Consider the following 22,554-nt stretch of genomic DNA (forward strand, 5'->3'; position numbering starts at 1 on the left):
GTGCACCTCGCCGGGCGGGCGGCGCTCGTTGACAACTCGGGCCCCCGGGGCAATCCTAAGCAAGCGCTTAGTCAGCCCACGTTCCCCTGCGAGGTGCCCCCGATGACCACCGCCGCTCCGCCCGGACTCGACCTGGAGAGGCTGCGCGCCCACCTGGACGCCGCCCTGCCCGCGCCCACCGCCGGCCCGCTGGCGGCCCGCCGGTTCGAGGGCGGCCGGTCGAACCTGACCTACCTGGTCGAGGACGCCGCCTCCCGCTGGGTGCTGCGCCGGCCCCCGCTCGGGCACGTACTGGCCACCGCGCACGACATGGCCCGCGAGTACCGGGTGCTGGGCGCGCTCGCCCCGACCGCCGTGCCCGTCCCGGAGCCGGTGCTGCTGGTCGAGGACGAGACCGTGATCGGCGCGCCGTTCTACCTGATGGAGTACGTCGAGGGCGTCGCCCACCGGGACGCCAAGACGCTGGCCGCGCTCGGCGAACAGCGCGTGCACGGCCTCGGCGTCCGGCTGGTGGACACCCTGGTCGCCCTGCACGCACTCGACCCGGAGGCGGTGGGCCTGGCCGGCTTCGGCCGCCCCGATGGCTTCCTGGAGCGCCAACTGCGGCGCTGGGGCAAGCAGTTGGAGGCATCGCGGAGCCGTGAGGTGCCGGGCGTCGACGAGCTGCACCGGCGGCTGGCGGACACCCTGCCGGACTCCCCCGCCCCCGCCCTGGTGCACGGCGACTACCGGCTGGACAACGTGCTGGTCGGCCCGGACGACCGGATCACCGCCGTGCTCGACTGGGAGATGTCCACCGTCGGCGACCCGCTCACCGACCTGGGCCTGCTGGTGATGTACACCGAACTGGCCCGCCGCTTCGACGGCGTGCTGCCCGGCGCGGCGCTCGCCCCCGGCTTCCCCGACACCGCCGAACTGGTCCGCCGCTACGCCGAATCCTCCGGCCGCGACGTCTCCGGGCTGGGCTGGTACGTCGGATTCGCCTCCTTCAAGCTGGCGGTGGTGCTGGAGGGCATCCACTTCCGCTACACCCGGGGCGGCACGCTGGGCGCCGGCTTCGACCGGGTCGGCGAACTGGTGCCGCTGTTCGTGGAGTTCGGACGCACGTCGGTGGAGGGCTGAGCAATGGACTTCGGACACGACGCCAGGACCGTCCACCTGCTGGGCGAACTCGGCTCCTTCATGGACGAGTTCGTCTACCCGGCGGAGCCGGTGCTGGCCGAGCAGCTGGCCGACCCGGGGCGCGACCCCTGGCGCATCCCGCCGGTGATCGGCGAGTTGCGGGCGGCGGCGAAGGCCCGCGGCCTGTGGAACCTCTTCCTCCCCGGCGAGCTGGGCGCCGGCCTGACCAACCTCCAGTACGCGCCGCTGGCCGAACTCACCGGCCGCTCCGTCCTGTTGGCCCCCGCCGCGGTCAACTGCGCGGCCCCCGACACCGGCAACATGGAGCTGCTCGCCCAGTTCGGCTCCGCCGAGCAGCGCGAGCAGTGGCTGCGCCCGCTGCTGGACGGCGACATCCGCTCGGCCTTCGCGATGACCGAGCCGGACGTCGCCTCCTCCGACGCCACCAACATCACCACCCGGATCGAGCGCGACGGCGACGAGTACGTGGTCAACGGTCGCAAGTGGTACATCACCGGGGCGATGAACCCGGACTGCCGGATCTTCATCGTGATGGGCAAGACCGACCCGGACGCGGACGTGCGCCGGCAGCAGTCGATGATCCTGGTGCCGCGCGACACCCCGGGCGTCCGCGTGCTGCGCGGCATGCGGGTGTTCGGCTACGAGGACGCCGACCACGGCGGGCACGCCGAGATCCTGTTCGAGGACGTCCGGGTGCCGGCGGCGAACCTGATCGGCGAGGAGGGCTCCGGGTTCGCGATCGCGCAGGCCCGGCTCGGGCCGGGCCGGATCCACCACTGCATGCGCGCCCTCGGCATGGCCGAACGGGCCCTGGAGCTGACCTGTCGCCGGGTCAACTCCCGGGTGGCGTTCGGGCGTCCGCTGGCCGACCAGGGCGTGGTGCAGGACTGGATCGCCGAGGCCCGGGTGCGGATCGAGCAGGCCCGGCTGCTGGTGCTGAAGACCGCGTGGCTGATGGACACCGTCGGCAACCGGGGCGCGCACACCGAGATCCAGGCCATCAAGATCGCCGTCCCGTCCACCGTCGAGTGGATCCTCGACAAGGCCGTCCAGGCGCACGGCGCGGCCGGCGTCAGCCAGGACACCGCCCTGGCCCAACTCTGGGCCGGCAACCGCACCTTGCGGCTCGCGGACGGGCCGGACGAGGTGCACAAGCGCTCGCTGGCCCGGCGGGAGCTGAAGAAGTACCGCTGAACCGGCCGAGGGCCCGTCTTCAAACCCGCGTCGCAGGCCCGCGGCGTCCGGTGCGTGCTCTCGGCGTGCCGGGTGGAAGGCCTCGTACTGGATGTAGTTGGTCTTTCGCCCGGTGCGGCGAGAGTGCGTGCCGGACGCCGCGGGGCAGGCGGGGGTTTGAAGACGGGCCCCAGGGGCGGTCGGACGGGCCGCCCCTGCTGGGCGGTCGGACGCTACGGCAGGACGGCGATCCGGCCCGTGGTGGCGCCGGTGACCACCCGGTGGACGGCCTCGGCGGCGCCGGCCAGCGGGACGCGCTCGGAGACCAGCGGGCGGACCGTCCCGGCGGCGGCGAGGGCGGTCAGCGCGGCGTGGCAGTCGCGGACGGCCTGCGGGTCCTCGGCCACGTACCGGCCCCAGTGCAGGCCCAGCACCGAGTAGTTCTTCACCAGGGCGTGGCCGAGCGGCGGCGCGGGGATGTCGCCGGAGGCGAAGCCGACCACCACGATGCGGCCCTCGAAGGCGATGCACTTGGTGGAGCCGGTGTACGCGCTGCCGCCGACCGGGTCGAAGACCACGTCGGCGCCGCGGCCGCCGGTGGCGGCCTTCACCGCGGCGACGAAGTCCTCGGAGGTCCGGTCGACCACCAGGTCGGCGCCCAACTGCCGGGCGGCGGCCGCCTTCTCCTCGCCGCCGACCACGGCGATCACGAACGCCCCGGCGGCCTTGCCGAGTTGGACGGCGGCGCTGCCGACGCCGCCCGCCCCGGCGTGCACCAGCAGGGTCTCGCCGGGAGCCAGCCGGGCGCGGCGGTGCAGCGCGAACCAGGCGGTCTGGTAGGCGATGTGGAGCGCGGCCGCCTCGGCGTCGTCCAGGGCGTCGGGGGCGGGGAGCGCGGTGGCGGCGTCCATCAGCGCGTACTCGGCGAACGCCCCGGCGGGCAACTCGGCGGTGCCGATGAGGCGTTCACCGGCGCGCGGGCCTTCGGCCGGCTCGCCGCAGAGCTCCACGCCGGGGGTGTACGGCAGCGGCGGGCGGACCTGGTACAGGCCGGCCGCCATCAGCGCGTCCGGGAAGTTGACGGCCGCGGCCCGGACCCGGACGAGGAGCTGCCGCTCGCCGGGGACGGGCCGGTCGGCGTCCTCGACGAGCTTCATCACGTGCAGCGGGGCGCCGAGTTCGGCGATCTGCCAGGCTCTCATCGGGTCTCCTGTCGGGCCTCGATCTGCTGCTGGAGCCGGTTCATGCCGTGCAGCCAGCGGTCGGGGGCGGTGGCACGCGCCGCGTAGTACTCGGCCACCTCGGGGTGCGGCAGGATCAGGAACTCGCCCGCCGCCATGCCCCGCAGGGCGGCCTCGGCGCACGCGGCGGGCTCGATCGCGGTCGGTGCGAGCAGCACCTGCCCGTGCTCGCCGGTGCCGTCCAGCATCCGCGTCCGCACGCCCTGCGGGCACAGCGCGTGCACCTGGACGCCGCGGTGCCGGTACGTGGCGGACAGCCACTCGGCGTACGCCAGCGCGCCGTGCTTGGTGACGGCGTACGGGGCGGAGCCGAGCATGGTGAGCAGCCCCGCGGCGGAGACGGTGGCGAGGAAGCGGCCGCGGCCGCGCTCCAGCCAGTCGGGGAGCAGCAGTCGGGAGGCCCGGACGTGGCCGAGCACGTTGACCTGCCAGGCCTGTTCCCAGGCGGCGGGCGAGGCGTCCGGGCCGCCGGTGGTGGCGACGCCCGCGTTGGCGCAGTACAGGTCGACGGCGCCGAGGTGGGCGCGGGCGGCGTCGATCAGCGCGGCGACGCCCTCGGCGCTCGCGGCGTCGCCGGGGCGGCGTGCGCGCCGAGTTCGGCGGCGACGGCGTGCGCGGCGTCCGGGTCGAGGTCGTTGACCACCACCCGGGCGCCGGCCTCGGTCAGCGCCCGGGCGAGGGCCGCGCCGATGCCGTGGCCGGCGCCGGTGACGACCGCCCCGACACCGGCGAACCCGCTTGCGGCAGAGGGTTCTTGAGGGCCGGTCACAGTCCGCCGCCGAGGGTGACGCCGCCGTCCACCACCAGGGTCTGGCCGGTGATCCAGCCGGCGTCCTCGGAGAGCAGGAAGGCGACCGCGCCGGCCACGTCCTCGGGCAGGCCGAGGCGGCCGAGCGGGTAGGCGCGGGCGACCTTCTCCTCGCGGCCCTCGAACAGGGCTTCGGCGAAGCGGGTCTTGACCACGCCGGGGGCGACGGCGTTGACCCGGATGTCGGGGCCGAGTTCGGAGGCGAGTTCCATGGTGAGGCGGATCAGCGCGGCCTTGGACACGCCGTACATGCCGATGCCGTTGGAGGAGCGGATGCCCGCGATGGAGGCGACGTTGACCACGGCGCCGCCGTGCTCGGCCATCCAGGCGGCGTGCGCGCGGCGGGTCCAGGCCAGCGGGGCGAGCACGTTGACGGCGAAGATCTTGGCGGCGGCGGCCGGGTCGGTGTCCAGGATCGGGCCGTAGACCGGGTTGATGCCGGTGTTGTTGACCAGCAGGTCGAGGCGGCCGTGGGCCTCCAGCACGCGGGCGACGGTCTCCTCCTGGTGCGCGGCGTCGTCGGACTTGCCGGCCACCGCCATCGCGTGGTCGGGACCGCCGAGTTCCTGCACCGCCTCGTCCAGGGCCTGCTGGGTGCGGGCGGTGATGCAGACCTTGGCGCCGCGCTGCACCAGTTCGCGCGCGATGCCGAGGCCGATGCCGCGGCTCGCTCCGGTGACCACCGCCACCTTGCCCTTGAACGACACTGTCATCGCCGTACCTCTCGGATGTGCTGCCGGATGGTTCCGCTGCCTCGCGCCGGTGCCGCCGACGGGGGCCGGCAGCTTGACTAAGCGCTTGCTTAGCATCTTGGCGACGGGCGACACTGTCAACAGCCGGGCCGCCCGGCGCCGCCCGGACCGGCCCGACCCATCTGCGAGGATTGCCCCATGACCGACCCAGCAACCGCCGCACTGTGGCCCGGGGAGCGGACCGAGGCAGCGCGGCGACTGCTGCTGGCCGCCGTGGACTCCTTCGCCCGCCGGGGCTACCACGCCACCACCACCCGGGACATCGCCACCGCCGCCGGCATGAGCCCCGCCGCGCTGTACATCCACTACCCGTCCAAGGCGGCGCTGCTCGCCGAGATCTCCCGCACCGGCCACCGGGCGACCCTGGACCTGGTGGAGCGGGCCGAGGCCTCCTCCACCGACCCGGTGGCGCAGATGCGCGCCCTGGCCGAGTCCTTCACCACCTGGCACGCCCGCGGCCACACGGTCGGACGGATCGTCAACCACGAGCTGCACGCGCTGCCGGAGGAGGATTTCGCGGCCGTCGCGGAGCTGCGCATCCGGATCGAGGAGACGGTGCTGCGGATCATCGCGCACGGGGTGGCGGAAGGCGCTTTCCAGGTGCCCGACCAGCGCACCGCGGCCCGCGCCGTCACCTCGCTCGGCATCGACGTGTCCCGCTGGTACACCGAGCGCAGCAGCGAGTCGCCGGAGGAACTGGGCCGCCGCTACGGCCAGTTGGTGCTGCGGATGCTCGGCGCGCCGGCCGCCGCGATCGAGGGCTGAGCGAGCGGCGCACTGGACGACCGCCTTCCGATTGCCTTAGGTTAGCCTTACCTGAGCAAGATCGAGGAGGCTCCCTGTGCTGCACCGGCCCGCCCGCCGCCCGTCCGCCCCCACCGCCGCCGAACGCGCCCGCACCCTGCTGGAGTTCGCCTCCTCCGCCGTCCTGGACGTCTCCGGCGCCGACCTCACCGCCCGCCCCGGCCTGCCCCGCTGGTCCGCTGCACCCTGCGGGCGGACGGCTCGGTGGCCGTCCGGGTCGGCCGCGAGTCCGCCCTGCACCGGATCACCGCGCTCGCCCGCACCCCGCTGACCGCCGAACTCGACTGCGTGGACGTCGCCCCCGTCGCCGTGCCGCACCGCGTCCGCGGCCGGCTCCGCGCCCGGGGCAGGCTCACCCGCTCCCCCGGCGAGAGCGCCGCCGAGGGCGTGCTGCTGCGGCTGGACCTCGACCACCTGGCGCTGGACGACCTGTGGGGCTCCGAGTGCTGCGTCGACCCGGCCGCACTCGCCGCCGCCGAGCCCGACCCGGTCGCCGCCGACGAGGCCGGGATGCTCCAGCACCTGGCCGCCGCGCACGCCGACCAGCTCCTGCTGCTCGGCGCCCGCGCTCTCGGCGACCGGCCCGACGGCCCGGGGCCGCGCCAGCTCCGCGAGGTCCGCCCGGTCGCCCTCGACCGCCGCGGCCTGCGCCTGCGGCTGCTCGGCGCCGACCCCGCCGCCCCGCTCGACGTCCGCTTCGACTTCCACCGCCCCGTCGGCCACCCGGACGAGCTCCCGGAGGCCATGCATCGGCTGTTCGCCCACACCCTCCCGCCGGTGCGTCAACTCCCTTGAGCGCGCCGCCCCGACGTGGCGCGGCGGCTCAACGCCCCGGCCCGAGCACGGAGAAGCGGCCGCCCTCCGGGTCCGCGAGGCGGGCCACCCGGCCGTACGGGCCGTCCGCCGGACCGTCCAGGACGCGCCCGCCGAGGGCGACGGCCCGCCGGGCGGTGTCGTCCACGTCGGCGGCGGAGAAGAACACCTCCCAGTGCGGGGCGAGGTCGTGGGCCGGCCGGAGCGCGGCCACGCTGCGGCCCTCGGAGCGCAGCACCACGCGCTCGTGCTCGTAGCGGACCTCGAACTTCTCCGGGTCGCGGCCGTCCCAGCGGAACACCTCGCCGTAGAACAGGGCGGCGGCGAACGGGTCGGCGGTGCGCAGTTCGATCCAGGCGGGCGCGCCGGGCGCGCTCATCCAGGTGTCGTCGCCGGGTTCGCCCTCCCAGATGCCGAAGGTCGCGCCGAACGGGTCGGCGGCCAGCGCCACCCGGCCCGCGTCGAAGGCCAGCGGCCCGACCGCGAGGGTGCCGCCGCGCTCGCGGACGCCGTCGGCGGCCCGGTCGGCGCTCTCGATTCCGAAGTAGGTGGTCCAGGCGACCGGGCGCTCCCAGTCGCCCTTCAACTGGCTGAGCCCGGCGACCTCGACGCCGTCGACGGTGGCCCGCAGGTACGGGCCCCAGCGGTCCGGGCCGGGCACGAACTCCCAGCCCAGCAGCGGCCCGTAGAACTGCTGGGCGACATCCAGGTCACGGACCGTCAGGCCCGCCAGCACGGCACCGCGGGCACACAGCGCACCGTGGCCGTCCGCTCCACCACCATCGGTCGGGCTCCCTTCGCCGCCGCGCCGGCCGCCGCGGCCGGACCGCTCCCAGCCTAGGACGGGGTCCCGGCCGGATCGTGCTCCGCCTCGCGGGCGGATCCCCGCCCGTCGGGAAGCGGCTTCCCCGCGCCGAGCAGCCCAATCCCACTCCTCCGTGACCGGCGCGGGTCCCCCGTTCGGAGGCGTGGCGGTGCCATCGTCGGGGAGACCGGGAGAGAGCCGGACGGCGGAAAGGAATTGGGCATGGACACCGGAATCGTGATCGTCGGGGCGAGCCTGGCCGGGGCGAAGGCGGCCGAGGCGCTGCGCGCGGAGGGCTACCGGGGGCCGGTCACCCTGGTCGGCGACGAGAACGAACGGCCGTACGAGCGGCCGCCGCTCTCCAAGGGGTACCTGCTGGGCAAGGAGGAGCGGGAGAAGATCTACGTCCATCCCGCCGACTGGTACCGGGAGCACGACGTGACCCTGCGGCTGGGCACGGCGGTCACCGCGATCGACCCGGCCGGGCACACCGTCGCGCTGGAGGGCGGCGAGCGGCTGCCGTTCGCCAAGCTGCTGCTGGCCACCGGCTCCTCGCCGCGCCTGCTGCCGGTGCCGGGCGGCGACGGGGACTTCGTGCAGACGCTGCGGAGGGTCGGCGACAGCGAGCGGCTGCGGGCCGCGTTCCGGCCGGGCGCCCGGGTGGTGATCGTCGGCGCGGGCTGGATCGGCCTGGAGGCGGCGGCCGCGGCCCGCACCGCCGGGGCGGAGGTCACCGTGCTGGAGGCCGCCGAACTGCCGCTGCTGCGCGTCCTCGGCCGGGAGGTCGCCCAGGTCTTCGCCGACCTGCACCGCGCGCACGGCGTGGACCTGCGCTTCGGCGTCCGGGTCGAGGAGCTGCGGGCGGACGGGGTGCGGCTGGGCGACGGCAGCACGGTGCCCGCCGACGTGCTGCTGGTCGGCGTCGGCATCAGCCCGAACACGGCGCTCGCCGAGCAGGCCGGGCTGACCGTCGACAACGGCGTCCGCACCGACCAGCACCTGGCGACCTCGCACCCCGACATCTACGCGGCGGGGGACGTGGCAAACGCTTTCCACCCGCTGTTCGGGAAGCCGATTCGGGTCGAGCACTGGGCGAACGCGCTCAACCAGCCCGCCGTCGCTGCGGCCGCGATGCTCGGCAAGGACGCCGTGTACGACCGGGTGCCGTACTTCTTCACCGACCAGTACGACCTGGGCATGGAGTACACCGGCTACGCGGAGCCCGGCGGCTACGACCGGGTGGTGTTCCGCGGCGACGTCGCCGGGCGGGAGTTCATCGCGTTCTGGCTGTCCGGCGGCAAGGTGCTCGCCGGCATGAACGTCAACGTCTGGGACGTGACCGACCCGATCCGTGAACTGGTGCGCTCCGGGCGGGCCGTGGACCCGGAGCGCCTCGCGGACCCGGCGGTGCCGCTGACCGCGATCTGACGGGCCGTCGGCTCAGCCGGGCTGCCGGACCTCCTGGTGGGCCTTGGTGAGCAGTTGCATGGCGAGGTCGTTCAGGGCGCGCGCCCCGGCGACCTCCTCGCCGACCCGCAGCTGCGGGCGGTCGGCGTGGTGACGGGTGGAGTAGCCGTGCGCGCGCAACTCCGTCCCGTCGGCGAGGCGGACCATCGCGGCGGCCCTGGTGCGGTCGCCGTCCTCCTCGAACTCCATCTCGACGTGCCATCCGACCAGCGTCCTCATGACCGCCACCTCCCGGGTGCGAGCGGGGTGTTCGGGGCGTCCCGGGGCTCGGGGCGCCTCCGGTTCGGAGTGTTCAGGGTGTCTCGCCCGTCGGCGTCCGGCTCTCCGGCCGGCCGGCCGGCGGGGTCCCGTCGGGGGCCAGGTCGCATTCCTCGCGGCCGGTCTCGGTGTGCAGCACCCGGATCGGGTGGTGCGGGTCGTCGCTGTGGACGACCGTCTGCGGCTCGCCGCAGCGCGGGCAGAGCAGGGGAATCGGGTGCATGTCGGTGTCCACGCGCCCGCGACGGGCGGCCGCCCGGGTTCGCGTGGCCTCCTCAACCCCAGTGTGCGCCGCCGGGCCGCTCCGGTCATGCGAGCGGCCCGCCGCCGGAACGCTCAGCGCTGCACCGGCACGACGACCAGCACCGCGTCGCCGGAGCGCACTTCGAAGCGGGCGATCGCCGACGAGGCCAGCCCGGTGCCGCCACCGGTGCGCAGCTCGGTGCCGCCGTCGTAGCCGGTGGCGGGGACGGTCCAGCTGGTGACGGTCTGCTGCGCGCCGTCCATGCCGACGGCGACCAGCGTGCAGCTCTGCGGGCCCCGGACGTGGCCGAGGTCCAGGGTGACCCGGCTGCCCCAGGCCGCCGGGTCGACGCCGACCGTGGCGGACACCCCGGTGGCCGGGTCCGTGGCACTGAACTGCTGGGCCACCGAGGCCACTTGGCTTCCCTCGGTGAGCGCCCAGGTGACCGCGGGACCGCCCAGCGCGATGATCGCCGCGACGGCCGCCAGCACCAGTCGGCGCACCCGGGCGCGCCGCCGCTCGGCGACCACCTGGCCGGCCAGCCGGCCGAACAGCTCGGGCGACGGCTCCGGGGCGGGGCCGGGGTCGGGGTCGGGGCGCTCGCGGTCTCCGGCGCCGTGCTCTCCAGTGCGGTGTGCTCCGGTGCGGTGTGCTCCGGTGCGGTGCTCTCCGGGCTTGCGGCCGGGGCGAGTTCGGCGAGCAGCGCGGCGACGGGGCCGAGCTGGGCGGCCTCGGCGGTGCAGCGCGGGCAGTGGGCGAGGTGGGCGGCGAACCGGGCGTCCTGCTCGGGTTCGAGGACGCCGAGCAGGTGGGCGGCGAGGTCGCGGTGCGGGTCGTCCGCGTGCGGGCCCCGGTCGGGCGGGCCGTCGTGGGGGGTGGTCATGGTGTCACTCCCCGTTCCTCCAGGGCGAGCCGGAGGGCTCGCAGGGCGTAGTAGAGCCGGGACCGGACGGTGCCGGGCGGGACGCCGAGGACGGTGGCGGCCTCGGCGGCGGTGCGGCCGCGCAGGTAGGTCTCGGTGATCGCGCGGCGGTGCGCCTCGGAGAGCGAGCCGAGCGCGTCGGTGAGGGTCATCAGCCGCAGCACGCGGTCGAGTTCGTCCTCGGCGGGGAACCGTTCCAGTTCGCCGTCGGGGACTTCCCGGGGCCGGGCCCGCTGCCCGCGCCGGCCGTCGATGACGATCCGCCGGGCGACGGTGGCCAGCCAGGGCCGCAGGTCGCGGTGGTCGGTGTCGAGCCGGTCGAGGTGCCGCCAGGCGCGGACCAGGGTCTCCTGGACGACGTCCTCGGCGCGCTGCCGGTCGCCGCCGACCAGGTGCAGCACCATGCCGTACAGCGGCCGGGCGTGCTCCCGGTACAGGGCGCGCATCAGCCGGTCCTCGGCGTCGGGGCCGGCGGTGCGCCCGGGGGCGGGTCCGGCGGCGTCGTCGTGACCGGTGGGGCGGGGGTGGTCGGCCACGGCGCCATCCTCGCGCGGGCGCCGTCGCGGGTCGATCGGTGGCAGCCGCCGGGGGCGCGGGGCGGGCGCGGGCTCTCAAGTCCGGCTCGGCTCGTGTCGATAACCGTGACGGGGGTGCGGCGCGGGCGCCCGCGCCGCACTCCTTCGGCCGCCATCGTCCGGACCGTTCGCCGGCGGTCGTTCAGTACCCGCCGCCGGACATCGCCGGCGGCGTGCTCGGCGAGGACGGGGCGGTACTGCCGGGCATCGCCTTGTCGCCGGTCGGGGTGGCGGCGAACCAGGTGCCGTCCACGCCCTGGCCGTTGGTCTGGCCCGGCTTGGTGTCGGGGCTGTAGCGGTACAACGGCCAGCCGTTCAGGGTGACTTGGTGGCTGCCGTCGGGCCGGGTGACGGTGCCGACCAGCTTGCCGTCGATGCCCTTGAGCGCGGGCGCGCCGCTGCCGGTGGTGAGTTCGGGCGGCCACAGGGTGGCGCAGGAGCCGGTGCAGTGCGTCGCCGACGGGTTGTTGGTGTCCTGGTCGAAGCGGTACAGGGTGAAGCCCTGCCCGTCGGTGACCAGGGTGCCGAGGGTGGCGTTGTGCTCGGTCATCAGCACGGCCTGGGCCTGGCCGCCGGTGTGCGCCGAGGACGAGCTGCCGCCGCCGGTGCTGCCGCAGCCGGCGATCAGCGCGGCGGCGGCGAGGGCGCCGGCGGCGAACAGGGTGGCGCGGTGGCCGCCGGGGGTCGTTCTGCCGGTGGTGGTCATGGGGGTTGCTCCCGTCGGGGAGGGTGCGGTCGGCCGGGCCGCCGGGTTGCCGGGCCCGGGGTTCGACCGGTTCGTCCGGGGGTACGTAGCGCGGGTCCGGAACGTTCAGGCGAGTCGGGTGCCCGGAATAGTTCCGCAGGTCGCGGGGTTGTGGCGGGCGTGGGTCCGGGACCGGGCCCGCTCCGGAGATACCCGGCTGTGGAAGGCAGGTGGCGGCGATGAGCACGGTGGAACTGACCAAGGACAACTTCGACGAGGTGGTCCAGGGTGAGGACGGCAAGGGGTTCGTCCTGATCGACTTCTGGGCGGCCTGGTGCGGTCCCTGCCGCCAGTTCGCGCCGGTCTTCGAGCGGGCCTCCGAGAAGCACGAGGACATCACCTTCGCGAAGGTCGACACCGAGGCGCAGCAGGAGCTCGCGGCGGCGTTCGAGATCCGCTCGATCCCGACGCTGGCGATCATCCGCGAGGGCGTCCTGGTCTTCGCGCAGCCGGGCGCGCTCCCCGAGGCGGCCCTGGAGGACTTGATCGGCCAGGCCCGCAAGCTGGACATGGCGGAGGTACACGCCGGGGTGGCGGCCCAGAAGGCCGGGCAGAACTGACGCGTGCGGCACGCGAGTCGGCCGTTCGAAGGGGCACCGGGAGTTCCCGGTGCCCCTTCGGCGTGTCTGCGGCGCCCCTGCGCCGACCACTTCGGCCGCCCGCCCTGCCTGCCGAAGGCCCCGCACGCCCCGCACGCCCCGCACGCCCCGCACGCCGAAGGCCCGCACGCCCCGCACGCCGAAGGCCCGCCGCACGGAAGCCGTGCGGCGGGCCTGGCGGACGGGCCGGCGGGCGCCTCAGTCGAGGGCGGCCGTCATCTCCCACTGGAGCAGCTCGGCCCCGTCCGGGCCGGCGGTGACCCGCTGGCCCTCGGCGGCGGTGATCCGCAGGGCGTCGCCCTCGTGCAACAGGCCGGCGCCTTCGACGGCGGCCTCGCCGCGCGCCACGTACAGGTGGACGAAGGGCGCGGTGGCGAGTTCCAGCGTCTCCTCGGGGCGCATCCGGGCGACGTGCAGCGCGGCGTGCTTCTGCCGGATGCCGATCGCGCGCTGGTTGGCGTGCTTGCCCATGCCGGACGCGAGGGTGGTCCAACCGCCCTGGGAGAGCTGGTCGTTGATGTCGAGCTGCTCGTAGCCGGGGACGATGCCGGCGGCGTCCGGGAGGGTCCACATCTGGATGAAGCGGACCGGGTCCTGGTGCCGGGGCTCGCCGGTGAGCGTCCAGGAGTCGTTCTTCTCGCTGTGCAGGATGCCGGTGCCGGCGCTCATCCGCTGGGCGAGGCCCGGGTAGATGACGCCGTTGTGGCCCTCGGAGTCCTGGTGGACCAGGCCGCCGTCGAGCACCCAGGTGATGATCTCCATGTCCCGGTGCGGGTGGGTCTCGAAGCCGGTGCCGGGGGCGACGATGTCGTCGTTGGAGACCAGCAGCAGCCCGAAGTGGGTGTTGGCCGGGTCCCAGTGGTGCGAGAACGAGAAGGAGTGCTTGGAGTCCAGCCAGCCGGCGCGGGTGTGGAAGCGCTGGTCGGCGCGGCGCAGGTCGATCGTGGATGCCATCGGGTCCTCCTCCGTCGGGGTGTTGTTGAATCGTAAACCATTCGGGGTGCGGATGCATTCCGCCGCGCCGGGGACGGCCTCGCGGCGCGGTGCCGTGCGACGGCCGGACCCCGGGTGGACACTGCTGCGAGACCGCGCACGACCGACTTCCGGATGGTTCACGATGAGCGACGAACGGGATGTCCTGCTGGCCGTCGGCACGCAGAAGGGCCTCTTCCTGGGCCGTGGCTCCGGCCGCGGGACGTGGGTGTTCGGCGGCCCGCACTTCCAGATGAACGCGATCTACTCGGTGGGCATCGACCGTCGGGGCGGCCGCACCCGGCTGCTGGTCGGGGCGGACAGCAGCCACTGGGGCCCCTCGGTGTGGTGGTCCGACGACCTGGGCGCGAGCTGGCAGGAGTCCTCGAAGCCGGCCGTGCGCTTCCCGGAGCGGACGGGCGCCTCGCTGGAGCGGGTCTGGCAGTTGCAGCCGGCCGGCGAGGAGGCCCCGGGCGTGGTGTACGCGGGCACCGAGCCGGCCGCGCTGTTCCGCTCCACCGACGGCGGCGAGAGCTTCGCCCTGGTCGACGCCCTCTGGGACCACCCGCAGCGCGAGCACTGGGGCGCGGGCTACGGCGGCCAGGGCATGCACACCGTCCTCACCGACCCGCGCGACCCGGACGTGCTGACGGTCGCGGTCTCCTCCGGCGGCGTCTACCGCAGCACGGACGGCGGCGACAGCTGGGAGCCGTCCAACACCGGCATCCAGGCGACCTTCCTGCCGGACCGCTTCCCCGAGTTCGGCCAGTGCGTGCACAAGATCGCCCGGGACGCGGCCGACCCGGACCGGATGTACCTGCAGAACCACGGCGGCGTGTACCGCAGCGACGACGCCGGCCGGACCTGGAAGTCGATCTCCGGCGACCTGCCCGCCGACTTCGGCTTCGGCGTGGCCGCCCACCCGCACGCCGCGGGCACCGCGTACCTGTTCCCGCTGGACGCCGACTACGCCCGGCTGCCGGTGGACCGCCGCTGCCGGGTCTTCCGCACCACCGACGCGGGCGAGACCTGGCAGCCGCTGGACACCGGCCTGCCGCCGGAGAACCACTACGGCGTGGTGCTGCGCGACGCGCTGTGCACCGACGACGCGGACCCGGCGGGCGTCTACTTCGGCAACCGCAACGGCGAGGTGTACGGCTCGGCGGACGACGGCGGGAGCTGGTCGCTGCTCACCGCCCACCTGCCGGACGTGCTCTGCGTGCGGGCGGCGACGCTCGCGCCCCGCCGGGCGGTTTGACGGCCCGTCAGGCGTCGGCGGCGCGCAGCCGGTCGGCGACGGTGCCGAGGGTGTCGGCCAGGGCGGCCAGCTGCTCCGGGGTGAGCACGTCGATCAGTGCCTCGCGGACGGCGGCGACGTGCCCCGGGGCGGCGGCCCGCAGCGCCTGCCAGCCCTGCTCGGTGAGTTCGGCGAACACGCCGCGGACGTCGCTCGGGCAGGACCGGCGGGCGACCAGTCCGGCCTTCTCCAGCTGGGTGACCTGGTAGGTCAGGCCGCTCTTGGAGGTGACCAGGCGGTCGGCCAGGTCGGTCATCCGCAGCGAGCCCGCGGGGGCGGCGGACAGCTGCACCAGGATCTCGTACTGGGTGTGGGACAGCCCCGCGTCGTCCTTCAGCTGGCGCTCCAGCCGGCGGGCGACCAGGTTGGTGGCCGCGACGAACCCGCGCCAGGCGGCCATCTCGGTCTCGTTCAGCCAGCGGGGTTCGTCCATGCCCGCATCCTACTCCGGTTGTTCAAATTCGAACTCGGGTGTACCGTCGAGCTCGTAAGGTTCAAATTTGAACCATCCGGCCCGGACGGACGGCCCACGACCAGGAGGACGGACCATGAGCCCCGCCACCACCGAGCGCATGCCCGCTCTCTACCTCTCGCACGGCGCTCCCCCGCTCGCCGACGACCCGGTCTGGCCCGGCCAGCTCGCGGCCTGGTCCGCGGACCTGCCCCGGCCCAAGGCGATCCTGATGGTCTCCGCGCACTGGGAGGAGGCCCCGCTGGCGATCGGCGCGGTGCGGACGATCCCGCTGGTGTACGACTTCTGGGGTTTCCCCGAGCACTACTACCGGGTGCAGTACGCCGCCCCGGGCGCGCCCGAACTCGCCGACTCCGTCCGCAAGCTGCTGCGCACCGCCGGCACCCCCGTGCAGGACGTCCCGGACCGCGGCCTGGACCACGGCGCGTACGTCCCGCTGGTCGAGATGTACCCCGGCGCGGACATCCCCGTCCTGCAGATCTCGCTGCCCACCCTCGACCCGCAGGAGCTGATGGCGATCGGCCGCAAGCTCGCGCCGCTGCGCGACGAGGGCGTGCTGATCGTCGGCTCCGGCTTCTTCACCCACAACCTGCGCGCCCTCTCCCCCGACGGCCGGGTCACCTCCGTGATGGCCGAGTTCGACGACTGGGGCCGCCGCGCGCTGGAGGCCCGCGACCTCGACGCGCTCCTCGACTTCGAGCACAAGGCCCCCGCCGGACGGCTCGCGCACCCCCGCACCGAGCACTTCGCCCCGCTCTTCGTCACCCTCGGCGCGGGCGAGGCCGACCTCGGCGAGCAGCGCAGCGTCATCGACGGCTTCTGGATGGGCCTGGCCAAGCGCTCCGTCCAGCTCGGCTGACCGCTCCTTCGACCCCCTCTGGCAGGATGGCCCGCCGAGGGGGTTCGTCATGATCGAAGACCGGGCGCTGTGGCGCCCGTGGGCCTGGTACTGCCCGCTGCTCGCACTCGCCGGCTGGGCCTGCACCGTGCCCGCCGCCGAGGCCCTGCTGCTCGACCTGAACGCCGCCCTCCGCTGCCACGACAGCACCGGCGTCCCCGCCTACGCCCTCCTCCTCGCCGCGACCGGCCTGGCGCTCGACCTCGCCGCCGTCCTCTGGAGCATCCGCCAGCTCGCCGCGGTCGTCCGCCGCCGCGCTCCGCTCTGCCGCCGCGGCCTGGCCCTGGCGGCCCTGCTGGCCGTGACCGTCCTCGGCTGCTGGTACCAGTGGCCGGTCGTGCAACTCGCCCACGAGTTCCTCGGCCCGCAGCAGCACTGCACGGGCTGAGCACGGCCGGTGACGGGCTCTCAGTAGCCGCAGGTGAAGCGTTCGCCGTGGTGGCGGGGGTGTTCGAGTTCGTCGACGAGGGCGGTGGCGAAGTCGGCGAGGGAGATGGTGGAGAGGCCGTCGGGGGTGGCGACCAGGTGGTCGGCGGCGGTGCGGTAGGCGCCGGTGCGTTCGCCCGGGAGCAGGTTCTGCGGGGGGCTGAGGACCGTCCAGTCGAGGTCGCTGACGGTGCGCAGGTAGTCGAGGGCGCGGCCGTGGGCGCGCATCAGTTCCAGCTGGCGGGGGGTGACGGTCGGGTCGTCCCAGAGGCAGGCGCCGGTGCGGGTGGTGAGGCTGCCGGCGCTGCCGACGACGAGGAGTCTCGGTGCGCCGTCGCCGAGTTGGCGCAGGCCCGCGACGAGCGCGTGCGCGGCGGGTTCGATCAGCCGGCCGCGGCCGGGGCCGTCGCCGCCGCCGACGGCGCTCACCAGCGCCTCGGCGTCCGCCGCGACCCGGGCCATGTCGGCGGGGTCCAGCACGTCTCCGCGTTCGACCCGGATCGCCAGCCCCTGGTACTCCTCCGGCCGCCGCACCACCGCCGTCACGGCGTGCCCGCGGGCCAGTGCCTCGGTCACCACGCACCGGCCGATCCCCCCGTTGGCCCCGACCACCACCACCCGCATTCCCGACCACCTCCCGCTCCAGCCGACTGACGTTTCATCAGACCACGCCGTCCGCCCCCGGCCCGGGAACGGCACCCCCGGAGCGGGCGGGCGGTGTGGCCGGGGGCGCGGTGGGGGTAGGAGTGGGGGCGTTGGCGACGGCGAGAGGGGTGTCGGGTGGACGGGCTGGTGGCGGATCTGCTGGCGGAGGGGGAGGAACTGGACTCCCTGGTGGCCGGGTTGGACGCGGCGGGCTTGGCACGGGAGACGCCGGCGGCGGGCTGGACGGTCGCGCACCAGCTGGCGCACCTGGCGTGGACGGACCGCTGGACGCTGCTCGCTGCACGCGACCCGGAGGGCTTCGCCGCGGCCCTGGGCCGGGAGTTCGCGGACGGCCTGGCAGCGGTGGACCGGGGCGCGGCGGAGGGCGTCGGGAGGAGCCGGCCGCGCTGCTGGGGCGCTGGCGGGCGGGCCGGGCCGAGGTGGCCCGGGTGCTGGCGGAGGTGCCGGGGGACGTGCGGGTGCCGTGGTTCGGGCCGCCGATGAAGGCGCGGTCGATGCTGACGGCCCGGCTGATGGAGACCTGGGCGCACGGGCAGGACGTCGCGGACGCGCTGGGCGTGGACCGCGTCCCGACGGACCGGCTGCGGCACATCGCCCACCTGGGCGTCCGGACCGTGGGCTTCGCGTTCGCCGCGCACGGCCGGCCCGCGCCGACCGTCCCGATCCGGTTCGAACTCCGTTCCCCCGGCGGCGGGTTGTGGGCGTGGGGCGAGGAGGGCGCGGCCGACCGGGTGTCCGGCCCGGCGCTGGACTTCTGCCTGCTGGTGACCCAGCGCCGGCACCGCGACGACCTGGCCCTGACCGCGGTGGGCGACACGGCGAACGCCTGGCTGCCGCGCGCGCAGGCCTTCGCGGGCCCGCCCGGCGAGGGGCGGAAGCCGCTGCGGTGAGGCCCGCGCGGGAGGGCCCGGCGCCCCACTTAGCTCCGACGGGTCGTCAGATGCCCAGGCGCAGCGGGGCGATCCGGGTGGCGACCAGGTTGGTCGCGCCGTGGGTGCGTTCGACGGTGCCGTGGACGAGCAGGCCGGCGCGTTCCAGGACGGTGCGGCGGTGGGCCTGCCAGACGGGGCGGTTGCAGATGACGTTGATCAGGCCGGTCTCGTCCTCCAGGCTGAGGAAGAGGACGCCGCCGGCGGTGGGCGGGCGCTGCCGGTGGGTGACCAGGGCGCCGACCACGACGGGGGTGCCGGGCGGGACGTCCCGGAGCTGCTCGGCGGTGACGGCGCCGACCCGGTGCAGGGCCGCGCGCAGGTGCTGGACGGGGTGGCTGGTGGCGGAGCTCCCGGTGGCCCACAGGTCGGCGATGGTCTCCTCGATCGGGGTCATCGCGGGCAGCGGCGGGGCGTCCGCGCCGGGGAGGGTGCCGGGCAGCGAGTCGGGGTCGGCGGCGGCGTACAGGCCGGCGGACCACAGGGCCTGACGGCGGCTCAGGCCGAAGCAGGAGAAGGCGCCGGCGGTGGCGAGGGCCTCCATGGCGGGCCGGGGCAGGGCGGTGCGGCGGGCGAAGTCCTCCAGGTCGGCGTAGGGGCGCCCGGCGGCGATGGTCTCGGCCTGCGCCTGTCCGAGTCCGCGGACCGAGGTGAGGCCCAGCCGGATCGCGGCCTGCGGGGTGCCGGCGGTGAGCGGGTGCGGGTAGGACGGGTGGCGCCCGGGTTCCAGGGTGGGGCCGGGGTCGCTGACCGAGACGTCCACGGAGCGCACCCGGACGCCGTGCCGGCGGACGTCGGTGATCAGGCTGAGCGGGGAGTAGAAGCCCATCGGCTGGTTGGCGAGCAGCGCGCAGGTGAACGCCGCCGGGTGGTGGTACTTGAGCCAGGCGCTGGCCCACACCAGGTAGGCGAAGCTGATCGCGTGCGACTCGGGGAAGCCGTAGTTGGAGAAGGCCTCGATCTTGGCGTAGACGTCCTCGGCGGTCTCCGGCGGGATGCCGCGCTCGGCCATGCCTTCGAGCAGCCGGGTGCGCAGCACGGCGACGCGTTCCAGGGAGCGCTTGGCGCCCATCGCCTGGCGCAGCCGGTCGGCCTCGTCGGGGCTGAACCCGGCGCAGTCGATGGCGAGTTGCATCATCTGTTCCTGGAACAGCGGGACGCCGAGGGTCTTGGCGAGGGCGCGTTCCATGGTGGGGTGCGGGATGTCGGCGCGTTCGACGCCGTCGCGGCGGCGCAGGTAGGGGTGGACGGAGCCGCCCTGGATCGGGCCGGGGCGGATCAGGGCGACCTCGACGACCAGGTCGTAGAACGTCCTCGGTTTGAGCCGGGGCAGGGTGGCCATCTGGGCGCGCGACTCGACCTGGAAGACGCCGACGGTGTCGGCCCGGCAGAGCATCTCGTAGACCTCGGGGTCGTGCTGGGGGATGGTGGCGAGGTCGAGCCGTTCGCCGTAGTGCTGTTCGATCAGGTCGCAGGCGTCGTGCAGGGCGGCGAGCATGCCGAGGCCGAGCAGGTCGATCTTGACGAGTCCGGCGCCGGCGGTGGAGTCCTTGTCCCACTGGAGGACGGAGCGGCCGGGCATCCGGGCCCATTCGGTGGGGCAGATCTCGCCGACGGGCTCCCGGGTGAGCACCATGCCGCCGGAGTGGATGCCCAGGTGGCGTGGCAGTCCGTGGAGTTGGCCGCCGAGTTCGAGGACGTCGGCGGGGATGACGGCGTCGTCCTGGACGGTGCCGTGGAACTCGACCTGCCGGGTGAAGGCGTCCACCTGCTCGGACGGGTAGCCGAGGGCCCGGGCGGCGTCGCGCAGGGCGAGCCGGGGCCGGTAGGTGATGACGTTGGCGACCTGGGCGGCGTGGGCGCGGCCGTAGCGCCCGTACACGTACTGGATGACCTCCTCGCGGCGGCGGTTCTCGATGTCGAGGTCGATGTCGGGCGGCCCGTCGCGGGCCACGCTGAGGAAGCGCTCGAACAGCAGGCCGTAGGCGACCGGGTCGACGGCGGTGATGCCGAGGGCGTAGCAGACCGCGGAGTTGGCGGCGGAGCCGCGGCCCTGGCACCAGATGTTCTCGCGGCGGCAGAAGTCGACGATGTCGTGGACGATCAGGAAGTACCCGGCGAGGTCGCGGGTCTCGATCACGTCGAGTTCGCGGGCGAGTTGGCGGCGGGCCTGGTCGTTGTCGGGGCCGAAGCGCTGCGGTCCGGCCTCGGCGACCAGGGCGCGCAGGTGGCTGCTCTCGGTGTGGCCGTCGGGGACGGGGTAGCCGGGCAGTCGCGGGTCGAGGGTGGAGAAGTCGAAGGCGCAGTCCCGGGCGAGCTCGACGGTGGCCTGCTGGACGCCGGGGAACCTGCGCAGCCGGGCCGCCATCTCGCGGCCGGAGCGCAGGTGCGCGGTGCCGGCGGCCATGGTGTACGGGGCTGCCTGTTCGAGGGTGCGGCGTTCGTGCAGGGCGGCCAGGGTCTGGGCGAGCCGGCCCTGCGCGGGTGCGGCGTGGTGGACGTTGTTGCTGGCGACCGTCGGCAGTCCGATGCGGGCGGCGAGCGCGGCGAGCCGGTCGTTGCGCAGGTCGTCGCCGGGCAGCCGGTGGTCGGTCAGTTCGACGTACACGTTCTGCGGGCCGAACGCCTCGGCCAGCGAACGGAGTTGCTTCTCGGCGGCGTCCTCGCCGGCGGTTTCCAGGGCGTGCCGGACCCGGCCGCGGCGGCAGCCGGAGAGCACCGCCCAGTGGCCGTGGTGGGCGTCGGCGAGTTCGTCGAACGCGTAGCGCGGGTTGTTCTTGGCGCCGCCGCGCAGCTGGGCGGCGCTGATCGCGGCGGACAGCCGCCGGTAGCCCTCGGGGTCGCGGGCCAGCACCAGCAGGTGGTCGTCCGGGCCGACGGTGAGTTCGGCGCCGAACACGGTGCGGACGCCGGTGCCCTTGGCGGCCTCGGCCAGCCGGACCGCCCCGTAGAACCCGTCGTGGTCGGTGACCGCCAGCGTCTCGATGCCCAGGGCCACGGCCTCGTCGAGGAGCTGCTCCGGGTCGCTGGCGCCGTCGAGGAAGCTGAACGCGGAGTGGACGTGCAGTTCGGCCCACGGGACGGCGTCCGGCGGCGGCGCGGGCCGGGGGTCACCGGGCTCCGGCCGCTCGGGGACGGCCGGGGCGGCGGGGCCGGTGCCGGACATCCGGCGCTGCAGCTCCGTCCAGGGGAGCGAGGGGTGGCTGGTGAATCCCATCGCGGGTGGTGCTCCGGTCTCGGGGGTCGGGTTTTGCCGCTCCCCCCGGGCGGCGCGTGCACTGCTGGCGCAACGTCAGTTCGGTTCAGTCATAGGCTCCTTCGACGTACCAGCGGCCGCCCTCGACGGTGAGCAGCAGGGCGCGGCCGCCCTCCACCGCGACCTGGAACCTGGCCCGGCGGCGGGCGGTGCGCGGGTCCCACCAGCGTTCGACGGCGGGCCACGGGCCGGTCCAGCCGAGCACTTGCAGGGTGCGGCCGTGCAGTTCGACCCGGTCGGGCGGGGCGGACACCTCGGCCCGGCCGTCCACGCCGACGGGCTGGCCGTCGCGGTCCAGCACCAGGACCGGCACCGGGTCGGGCGGCACCACGGACGGCGACGGGTCGGTGAGCCGGCCCGGCCAGGGGCCGTCCGGGGTCCGGTCCTCGCGGAGCGCGGCCTCGTCCCACGGCAGCCGGGCCTGCTGCTCGCCGGGGGCGCGGCCGCCCTCGGGGGCGCCGCGCCGCAGCCCGGCGTAGCCCAGCAGCGACTGCACCCGGGCCACCGCCCGCTCCACCCGGTCCTCCGCGACGGCCTCGCCCCACAGCGCCAACTGCCGTCCCCGGTCCGGGAACAGGCCGTCCGGGACGAGGCGCAGCGCGGTGAACGCGCCGTCCGCCTCGGTGAAGGCGCCGGTGGACTGCCAGGCGTTCAGCTGCCAGCGGATCCGTTCGGCGAGGGCGGCCGCGGTGAGCCGGCCCTCGTGCTGCCAGAGCCGGGCGACGGTGCGGCCGCCCGCGCAGGAGACCTCGACCGCGACCCGCTGGCAGGCCAGTCCGACCTCGGCCAGCCGGGTGTGCAGGCGTTCCGCGAGGGTGCGGCCGACGAACACCAGGGGTTCGGTCAACTCCTCCGGCGGGTCGAAGAGTTGCTCGACGGCGAGGTCGAGTCCCTGGTCCTTGGGGGCGAGCGGGCGCGGGTCCAGTCCGCGGGCCTGCCGGTGCGCGGCGCTGCCGGTCGGGCCGAAGCGGTTGGCCACCAGGTCCGCGGCCAGTTCGGCGAACGCCCCCACCGTCTCCACGCCGAGCCGGTGCAGCAGTTCCGCCAGCTCCGGTTCGCCCAGCGTCGACACCGGGTACGGCGCGAGGAACTCCGGGGTCCGGCCGGCCGGCACCAGCAGTTCGGCGCGGGCCGCCAGGACGGCGGCGAACAGGCCGTCGGCGACGCCGAGCAGGCCGCGCGGGGCGGCGCGGCGGGCCCGGCTCCGGCTCCTCCGGCTGCGGGCGCGCCTGCGGCCGCGGTTCGGGCTCCGGCCCGGCGGGGGCCACCAGGGCGAGCGGGGCGGCGGG

23 protein-coding genes and 3 pseudogenes are annotated in these 22,554 nt (G+C 75.2%); 11 read left to right on the top strand and 15 right to left on the bottom strand.

What is annotated here, in order from left to right; all coding sequences use genetic code 11:
• Window positions 1-102: 102 nt before the first annotated feature.
• Window positions 103-1,122 (top strand): phosphotransferase family protein, encoded by a 1,020-nt coding sequence (locus tag KCH_RS08750; RefSeq protein ID WP_035861003.1) that lies wholly within the window; start codon window positions 103-105, stop codon window positions 1,120-1,122.
• A gap of 3 nt (window positions 1,123-1,125) precedes the next feature.
• Window positions 1,126-2,337, top strand: a complete 1,212-nt coding sequence (locus KCH_RS08755) for an acyl-CoA dehydrogenase family protein (RefSeq protein WP_035861006.1) — start codon at window positions 1,126-1,128, stop codon at window positions 2,335-2,337.
• Between the two features lie 212 nt (window positions 2,338-2,549).
• Here the strand turns inward: KCH_RS08755 and KCH_RS08760 are convergent, their stop codons facing one another.
• From KCH_RS08760 to KCH_RS08770, 3 genes and pseudogenes are all read right to left on the bottom strand, one after another.
• Window positions 2,550-3,518 carry an NADPH:quinone oxidoreductase family protein gene (locus KCH_RS08760; protein ID WP_035861009.1) on the bottom strand — a complete coding sequence of 323 codons (969 nt, stop codon included), beginning with the start codon at window positions 3,516-3,518 and terminating at the stop codon, window positions 2,550-2,552.
• Window positions 3,515-4,326: pseudogene (locus tag KCH_RS08765) on the bottom strand (SDR family NAD(P)-dependent oxidoreductase). Before KCH_RS08765 ends, KCH_RS08760 begins: the two are co-directional and overlap by 4 nt.
• Window positions 4,323-5,078, bottom strand: a complete 756-nt coding sequence (locus KCH_RS08770; RefSeq protein WP_035861011.1) for an SDR family oxidoreductase — start codon at window positions 5,076-5,078, stop codon at window positions 4,323-4,325. The pseudogene KCH_RS08765 and the gene KCH_RS08770 overlap by 4 nt, the downstream one beginning before the upstream one ends.
• Window positions 5,079-5,255: 177 nt before the next feature.
• Here KCH_RS08770 and KCH_RS08775 point away from each other — a divergent pair, with 177 nt between their 5' ends.
• The 3 genes from KCH_RS08775 to KCH_RS08785 all read left to right on the top strand — a co-directional run bounded on the left by KCH_RS08775 (window position 5,256) and on the right by KCH_RS08785 (window position 6,716).
• Entirely contained in the window at window positions 5,256-5,882 is a 627-nt protein-coding gene (locus KCH_RS08775; RefSeq protein WP_035861014.1) for a TetR/AcrR family transcriptional regulator, read from the top strand.
• A 76-nt stretch (window positions 5,883-5,958) separates the two neighbouring features.
• Window positions 5,959-6,192 (top strand): hypothetical protein, encoded by a 234-nt coding sequence (locus KCH_RS08780; RefSeq protein WP_035861016.1) that lies wholly within the window; start codon window positions 5,959-5,961, stop codon window positions 6,190-6,192.
• Window positions 6,126-6,716 carry a DUF2470 domain-containing protein gene (locus KCH_RS08785; protein WP_051652899.1) on the top strand — a complete coding sequence of 197 codons (591 nt, stop codon included), beginning with the start codon at window positions 6,126-6,128 and terminating at the stop codon, window positions 6,714-6,716. The genes KCH_RS08780 and KCH_RS08785 overlap by 67 nt, the downstream gene beginning before the upstream one ends.
• Before the next feature lie 28 nt (window positions 6,717-6,744).
• Here KCH_RS08785 and KCH_RS08790 read toward each other — a convergent pair whose 3' ends face one another.
• The gene (locus KCH_RS08790; protein ID WP_244305246.1) at window positions 6,745-7,470 is read right to left on the bottom strand and encodes a VOC family protein; all 726 of its coding nucleotides are present in this window, start codon (window positions 7,468-7,470) and stop codon (window positions 6,745-6,747) included.
• A gap of 291 nt (window positions 7,471-7,761) precedes the next feature.
• On the opposite strand from KCH_RS08790, the gene KCH_RS08795 reads away from it, so the two are divergent.
• Window positions 7,762-8,967 (top strand): NAD(P)/FAD-dependent oxidoreductase, encoded by a 1,206-nt coding sequence (locus tag KCH_RS08795; protein WP_035861018.1) that lies wholly within the window; start codon window positions 7,762-7,764, stop codon window positions 8,965-8,967.
• A 12-nt stretch (window positions 8,968-8,979) separates the two neighbouring features.
• Here the strand turns inward: KCH_RS08795 and KCH_RS08800 are convergent, their stop codons facing one another.
• The 6 genes and pseudogenes from KCH_RS08800 to KCH_RS08825 form a co-directional block, all read right to left on the bottom strand.
• On the bottom strand, window positions 8,980-9,225 hold the full coding sequence (locus KCH_RS08800; RefSeq protein ID WP_035861021.1) for a DUF1876 domain-containing protein: 246 nt from the start codon (window positions 9,223-9,225) through the stop codon (window positions 8,980-8,982).
• Window positions 9,226-9,298: 73 nt separating this feature from the next.
• Window positions 9,299-9,487 (bottom strand): hypothetical protein, encoded by a 189-nt coding sequence (locus KCH_RS08805; protein WP_035861023.1) that lies wholly within the window; start codon window positions 9,485-9,487, stop codon window positions 9,299-9,301.
• Window positions 9,488-9,600: 113 nt separating this feature from the next.
• Entirely contained in the window at window positions 9,601-10,038 is a 438-nt protein-coding gene (locus KCH_RS44220) for a hypothetical protein (protein WP_051652900.1), read from the bottom strand.
• A gap of 221 nt (window positions 10,039-10,259) precedes the next feature.
• Window positions 10,260-10,391, bottom strand: a pseudogene (locus KCH_RS47120) (hypothetical protein); the annotation flags it as partial.
• A complete protein-coding gene (locus KCH_RS08820; RefSeq protein WP_244305627.1) occupies window positions 10,388-10,876 on the bottom strand; it encodes a sigma-70 family RNA polymerase sigma factor in 489 nt (162 codons plus the stop codon). The gene KCH_RS08820 and the pseudogene KCH_RS47120, both read right to left, overlap by 4 nt.
• A 271-nt stretch (window positions 10,877-11,147) precedes the next feature.
• Window positions 11,148-11,711, bottom strand: a complete 564-nt coding sequence (locus KCH_RS08825; RefSeq protein WP_051652901.1) for a hypothetical protein — start codon at window positions 11,709-11,711, stop codon at window positions 11,148-11,150.
• 218 nt (window positions 11,712-11,929) lie between these two features.
• Here KCH_RS08825 and trxA point away from each other — a divergent pair, with 218 nt between their 5' ends.
• Window positions 11,930-12,310: a thioredoxin gene (gene trxA / locus KCH_RS08830; RefSeq protein WP_035871199.1), complete on the top strand. Its 381-nt coding sequence runs from the start codon at window positions 11,930-11,932 to the stop codon at window positions 12,308-12,310.
• A gap of 237 nt (window positions 12,311-12,547) precedes the next feature.
• Here trxA and KCH_RS08835 read toward each other — a convergent pair whose 3' ends face one another.
• Window positions 12,548-13,303: a pirin family protein gene (locus KCH_RS08835; protein ID WP_035861030.1), complete on the bottom strand. Its 756-nt coding sequence runs from the start codon at window positions 13,301-13,303 to the stop codon at window positions 12,548-12,550.
• A gap of 163 nt (window positions 13,304-13,466) precedes the next feature.
• On the opposite strand from KCH_RS08835, the gene KCH_RS08840 reads away from it, so the two are divergent.
• Window positions 13,467-14,579 (top strand): WD40/YVTN/BNR-like repeat-containing protein, encoded by a 1,113-nt coding sequence (locus tag KCH_RS08840; RefSeq protein WP_035861033.1) that lies wholly within the window; start codon window positions 13,467-13,469, stop codon window positions 14,577-14,579.
• Between the two features lie 7 nt (window positions 14,580-14,586).
• Here KCH_RS08840 and KCH_RS08845 read toward each other — a convergent pair whose 3' ends face one another.
• Complete coding sequence (locus KCH_RS08845; RefSeq protein ID WP_035861036.1) at window positions 14,587-15,051, bottom strand: MarR family winged helix-turn-helix transcriptional regulator; 465 nt, start codon at window positions 15,049-15,051, stop codon at window positions 14,587-14,589.
• A gap of 115 nt (window positions 15,052-15,166) precedes the next feature.
• Here KCH_RS08845 and KCH_RS08850 point away from each other — a divergent pair, with 115 nt between their 5' ends.
• Both KCH_RS08850 and KCH_RS08855 read left to right on the top strand, forming a co-directional pair.
• Entirely contained in the window at window positions 15,167-15,949 is a 783-nt protein-coding gene (locus KCH_RS08850; RefSeq protein WP_035861037.1) for a dioxygenase family protein, read from the top strand.
• Between the two features lie 49 nt (window positions 15,950-15,998).
• The gene (locus tag KCH_RS08855) at window positions 15,999-16,376 is read left to right on the top strand and encodes a hypothetical protein (RefSeq protein ID WP_035861039.1); all 378 of its coding nucleotides are present in this window, start codon (window positions 15,999-16,001) and stop codon (window positions 16,374-16,376) included.
• Window positions 16,377-16,396: 20 nt separating this feature from the next.
• Here KCH_RS08855 and KCH_RS08860 read toward each other — a convergent pair whose 3' ends face one another.
• Window positions 16,397-17,038: an NAD(P)-dependent oxidoreductase gene (locus KCH_RS08860; RefSeq protein ID WP_035861041.1), complete on the bottom strand. Its 642-nt coding sequence runs from the start codon at window positions 17,036-17,038 to the stop codon at window positions 16,397-16,399.
• Between the two features lie 165 nt (window positions 17,039-17,203).
• Here KCH_RS08860 and KCH_RS08865 point away from each other — a divergent pair.
• Window positions 17,204-17,970, top strand: a pseudogene (locus KCH_RS08865) (TIGR03084 family metal-binding protein).
• Between the two features lie 46 nt (window positions 17,971-18,016).
• Here KCH_RS08865 and KCH_RS08870 read toward each other — a convergent pair.
• Entirely contained in the window at window positions 18,017-21,226 is a 3,210-nt protein-coding gene (locus tag KCH_RS08870; protein WP_035861045.1) for an error-prone DNA polymerase, read from the bottom strand.
• A gap of 85 nt (window positions 21,227-21,311) precedes the next feature.
• Complete coding sequence (locus KCH_RS08875; protein ID WP_051652902.1) at window positions 21,312-22,379, bottom strand: DNA polymerase Y subunit UmuC family protein; 1,068 nt, start codon at window positions 22,377-22,379, stop codon at window positions 21,312-21,314.
• Between the last annotated feature and the right edge of the window lie 175 nt (window positions 22,380-22,554).

Source organism: Kitasatospora cheerisanensis KCTC 2395 (genome assembly GCF_000696185.1).
GTDB classification, from domain to species: Bacteria; Actinomycetota; Actinomycetes; order Streptomycetales; family Streptomycetaceae; genus Kitasatospora; species Kitasatospora cheerisanensis.

What these genes read in the sequence shown, in the direction of transcription:
- KCH_RS08820 (WP_244305627.1), bottom strand. Translation starts at nt 10,876, where the DNA reads ATGCGCGCCCTGTACCGGGAGCACGCCCGGCCGCTGTACGGCATGGTG.
- KCH_RS08860 (WP_035861041.1), bottom strand. Translation starts at nt 17,038, where the DNA reads ATGCGGGTGGTGGTGGTCGGGGCCAACGGGGGGATCGGCCGGTGCGTG.
- KCH_RS08835 (WP_035861030.1), bottom strand. Translation starts at nt 13,303, where the DNA reads ATGGCATCCACGATCGACCTGCGCCGCGCCGACCAGCGCTTCCACACC.
- KCH_RS08845 (WP_035861036.1), bottom strand. Translation starts at nt 15,051, where the DNA reads ATGGACGAACCCCGCTGGCTGAACGAGACCGAGATGGCCGCCTGGCGC.
- KCH_RS08850 (WP_035861037.1), top strand. Translation starts at nt 15,167, where the DNA reads ATGAGCCCCGCCACCACCGAGCGCATGCCCGCTCTCTACCTCTCGCAC.
- KCH_RS08805 (WP_035861023.1), bottom strand. Translation starts at nt 9,487, where the DNA reads ATGCACCCGATTCCCCTGCTCTGCCCGCGCTGCGGCGAGCCGCAGACG.
- KCH_RS08775 (WP_035861014.1), top strand. Translation starts at nt 5,256, where the DNA reads ATGACCGACCCAGCAACCGCCGCACTGTGGCCCGGGGAGCGGACCGAG.
- KCH_RS08825 (WP_051652901.1), bottom strand. Translation starts at nt 11,711, where the DNA reads ATGACCACCACCGGCAGAACGACCCCCGGCGGCCACCGCGCCACCCTG.
- KCH_RS08750 (WP_035861003.1), top strand. Translation starts at nt 103, where the DNA reads ATGACCACCGCCGCTCCGCCCGGACTCGACCTGGAGAGGCTGCGCGCC.
- KCH_RS08795 (WP_035861018.1), top strand. Translation starts at nt 7,762, where the DNA reads ATGGACACCGGAATCGTGATCGTCGGGGCGAGCCTGGCCGGGGCGAAG.
- trxA (WP_035871199.1), top strand. Translation starts at nt 11,930, where the DNA reads ATGAGCACGGTGGAACTGACCAAGGACAACTTCGACGAGGTGGTCCAG.
- KCH_RS08770 (WP_035861011.1), bottom strand. Translation starts at nt 5,078, where the DNA reads ATGACAGTGTCGTTCAAGGGCAAGGTGGCGGTGGTCACCGGAGCGAGC.
- KCH_RS08855 (WP_035861039.1), top strand. Translation starts at nt 15,999, where the DNA reads ATGATCGAAGACCGGGCGCTGTGGCGCCCGTGGGCCTGGTACTGCCCG.
- KCH_RS08870 (WP_035861045.1), bottom strand. Translation starts at nt 21,226, where the DNA reads ATGGGATTCACCAGCCACCCCTCGCTCCCCTGGACGGAGCTGCAGCGC.
- KCH_RS08800 (WP_035861021.1), bottom strand. Translation starts at nt 9,225, where the DNA reads ATGAGGACGCTGGTCGGATGGCACGTCGAGATGGAGTTCGAGGAGGAC.
- KCH_RS08760 (WP_035861009.1), bottom strand. Translation starts at nt 3,518, where the DNA reads ATGAGAGCCTGGCAGATCGCCGAACTCGGCGCCCCGCTGCACGTGATG.
- KCH_RS08755 (WP_035861006.1), top strand. Translation starts at nt 1,126, where the DNA reads ATGGACTTCGGACACGACGCCAGGACCGTCCACCTGCTGGGCGAACTC.
- KCH_RS08840 (WP_035861033.1), top strand. Translation starts at nt 13,467, where the DNA reads ATGAGCGACGAACGGGATGTCCTGCTGGCCGTCGGCACGCAGAAGGGC.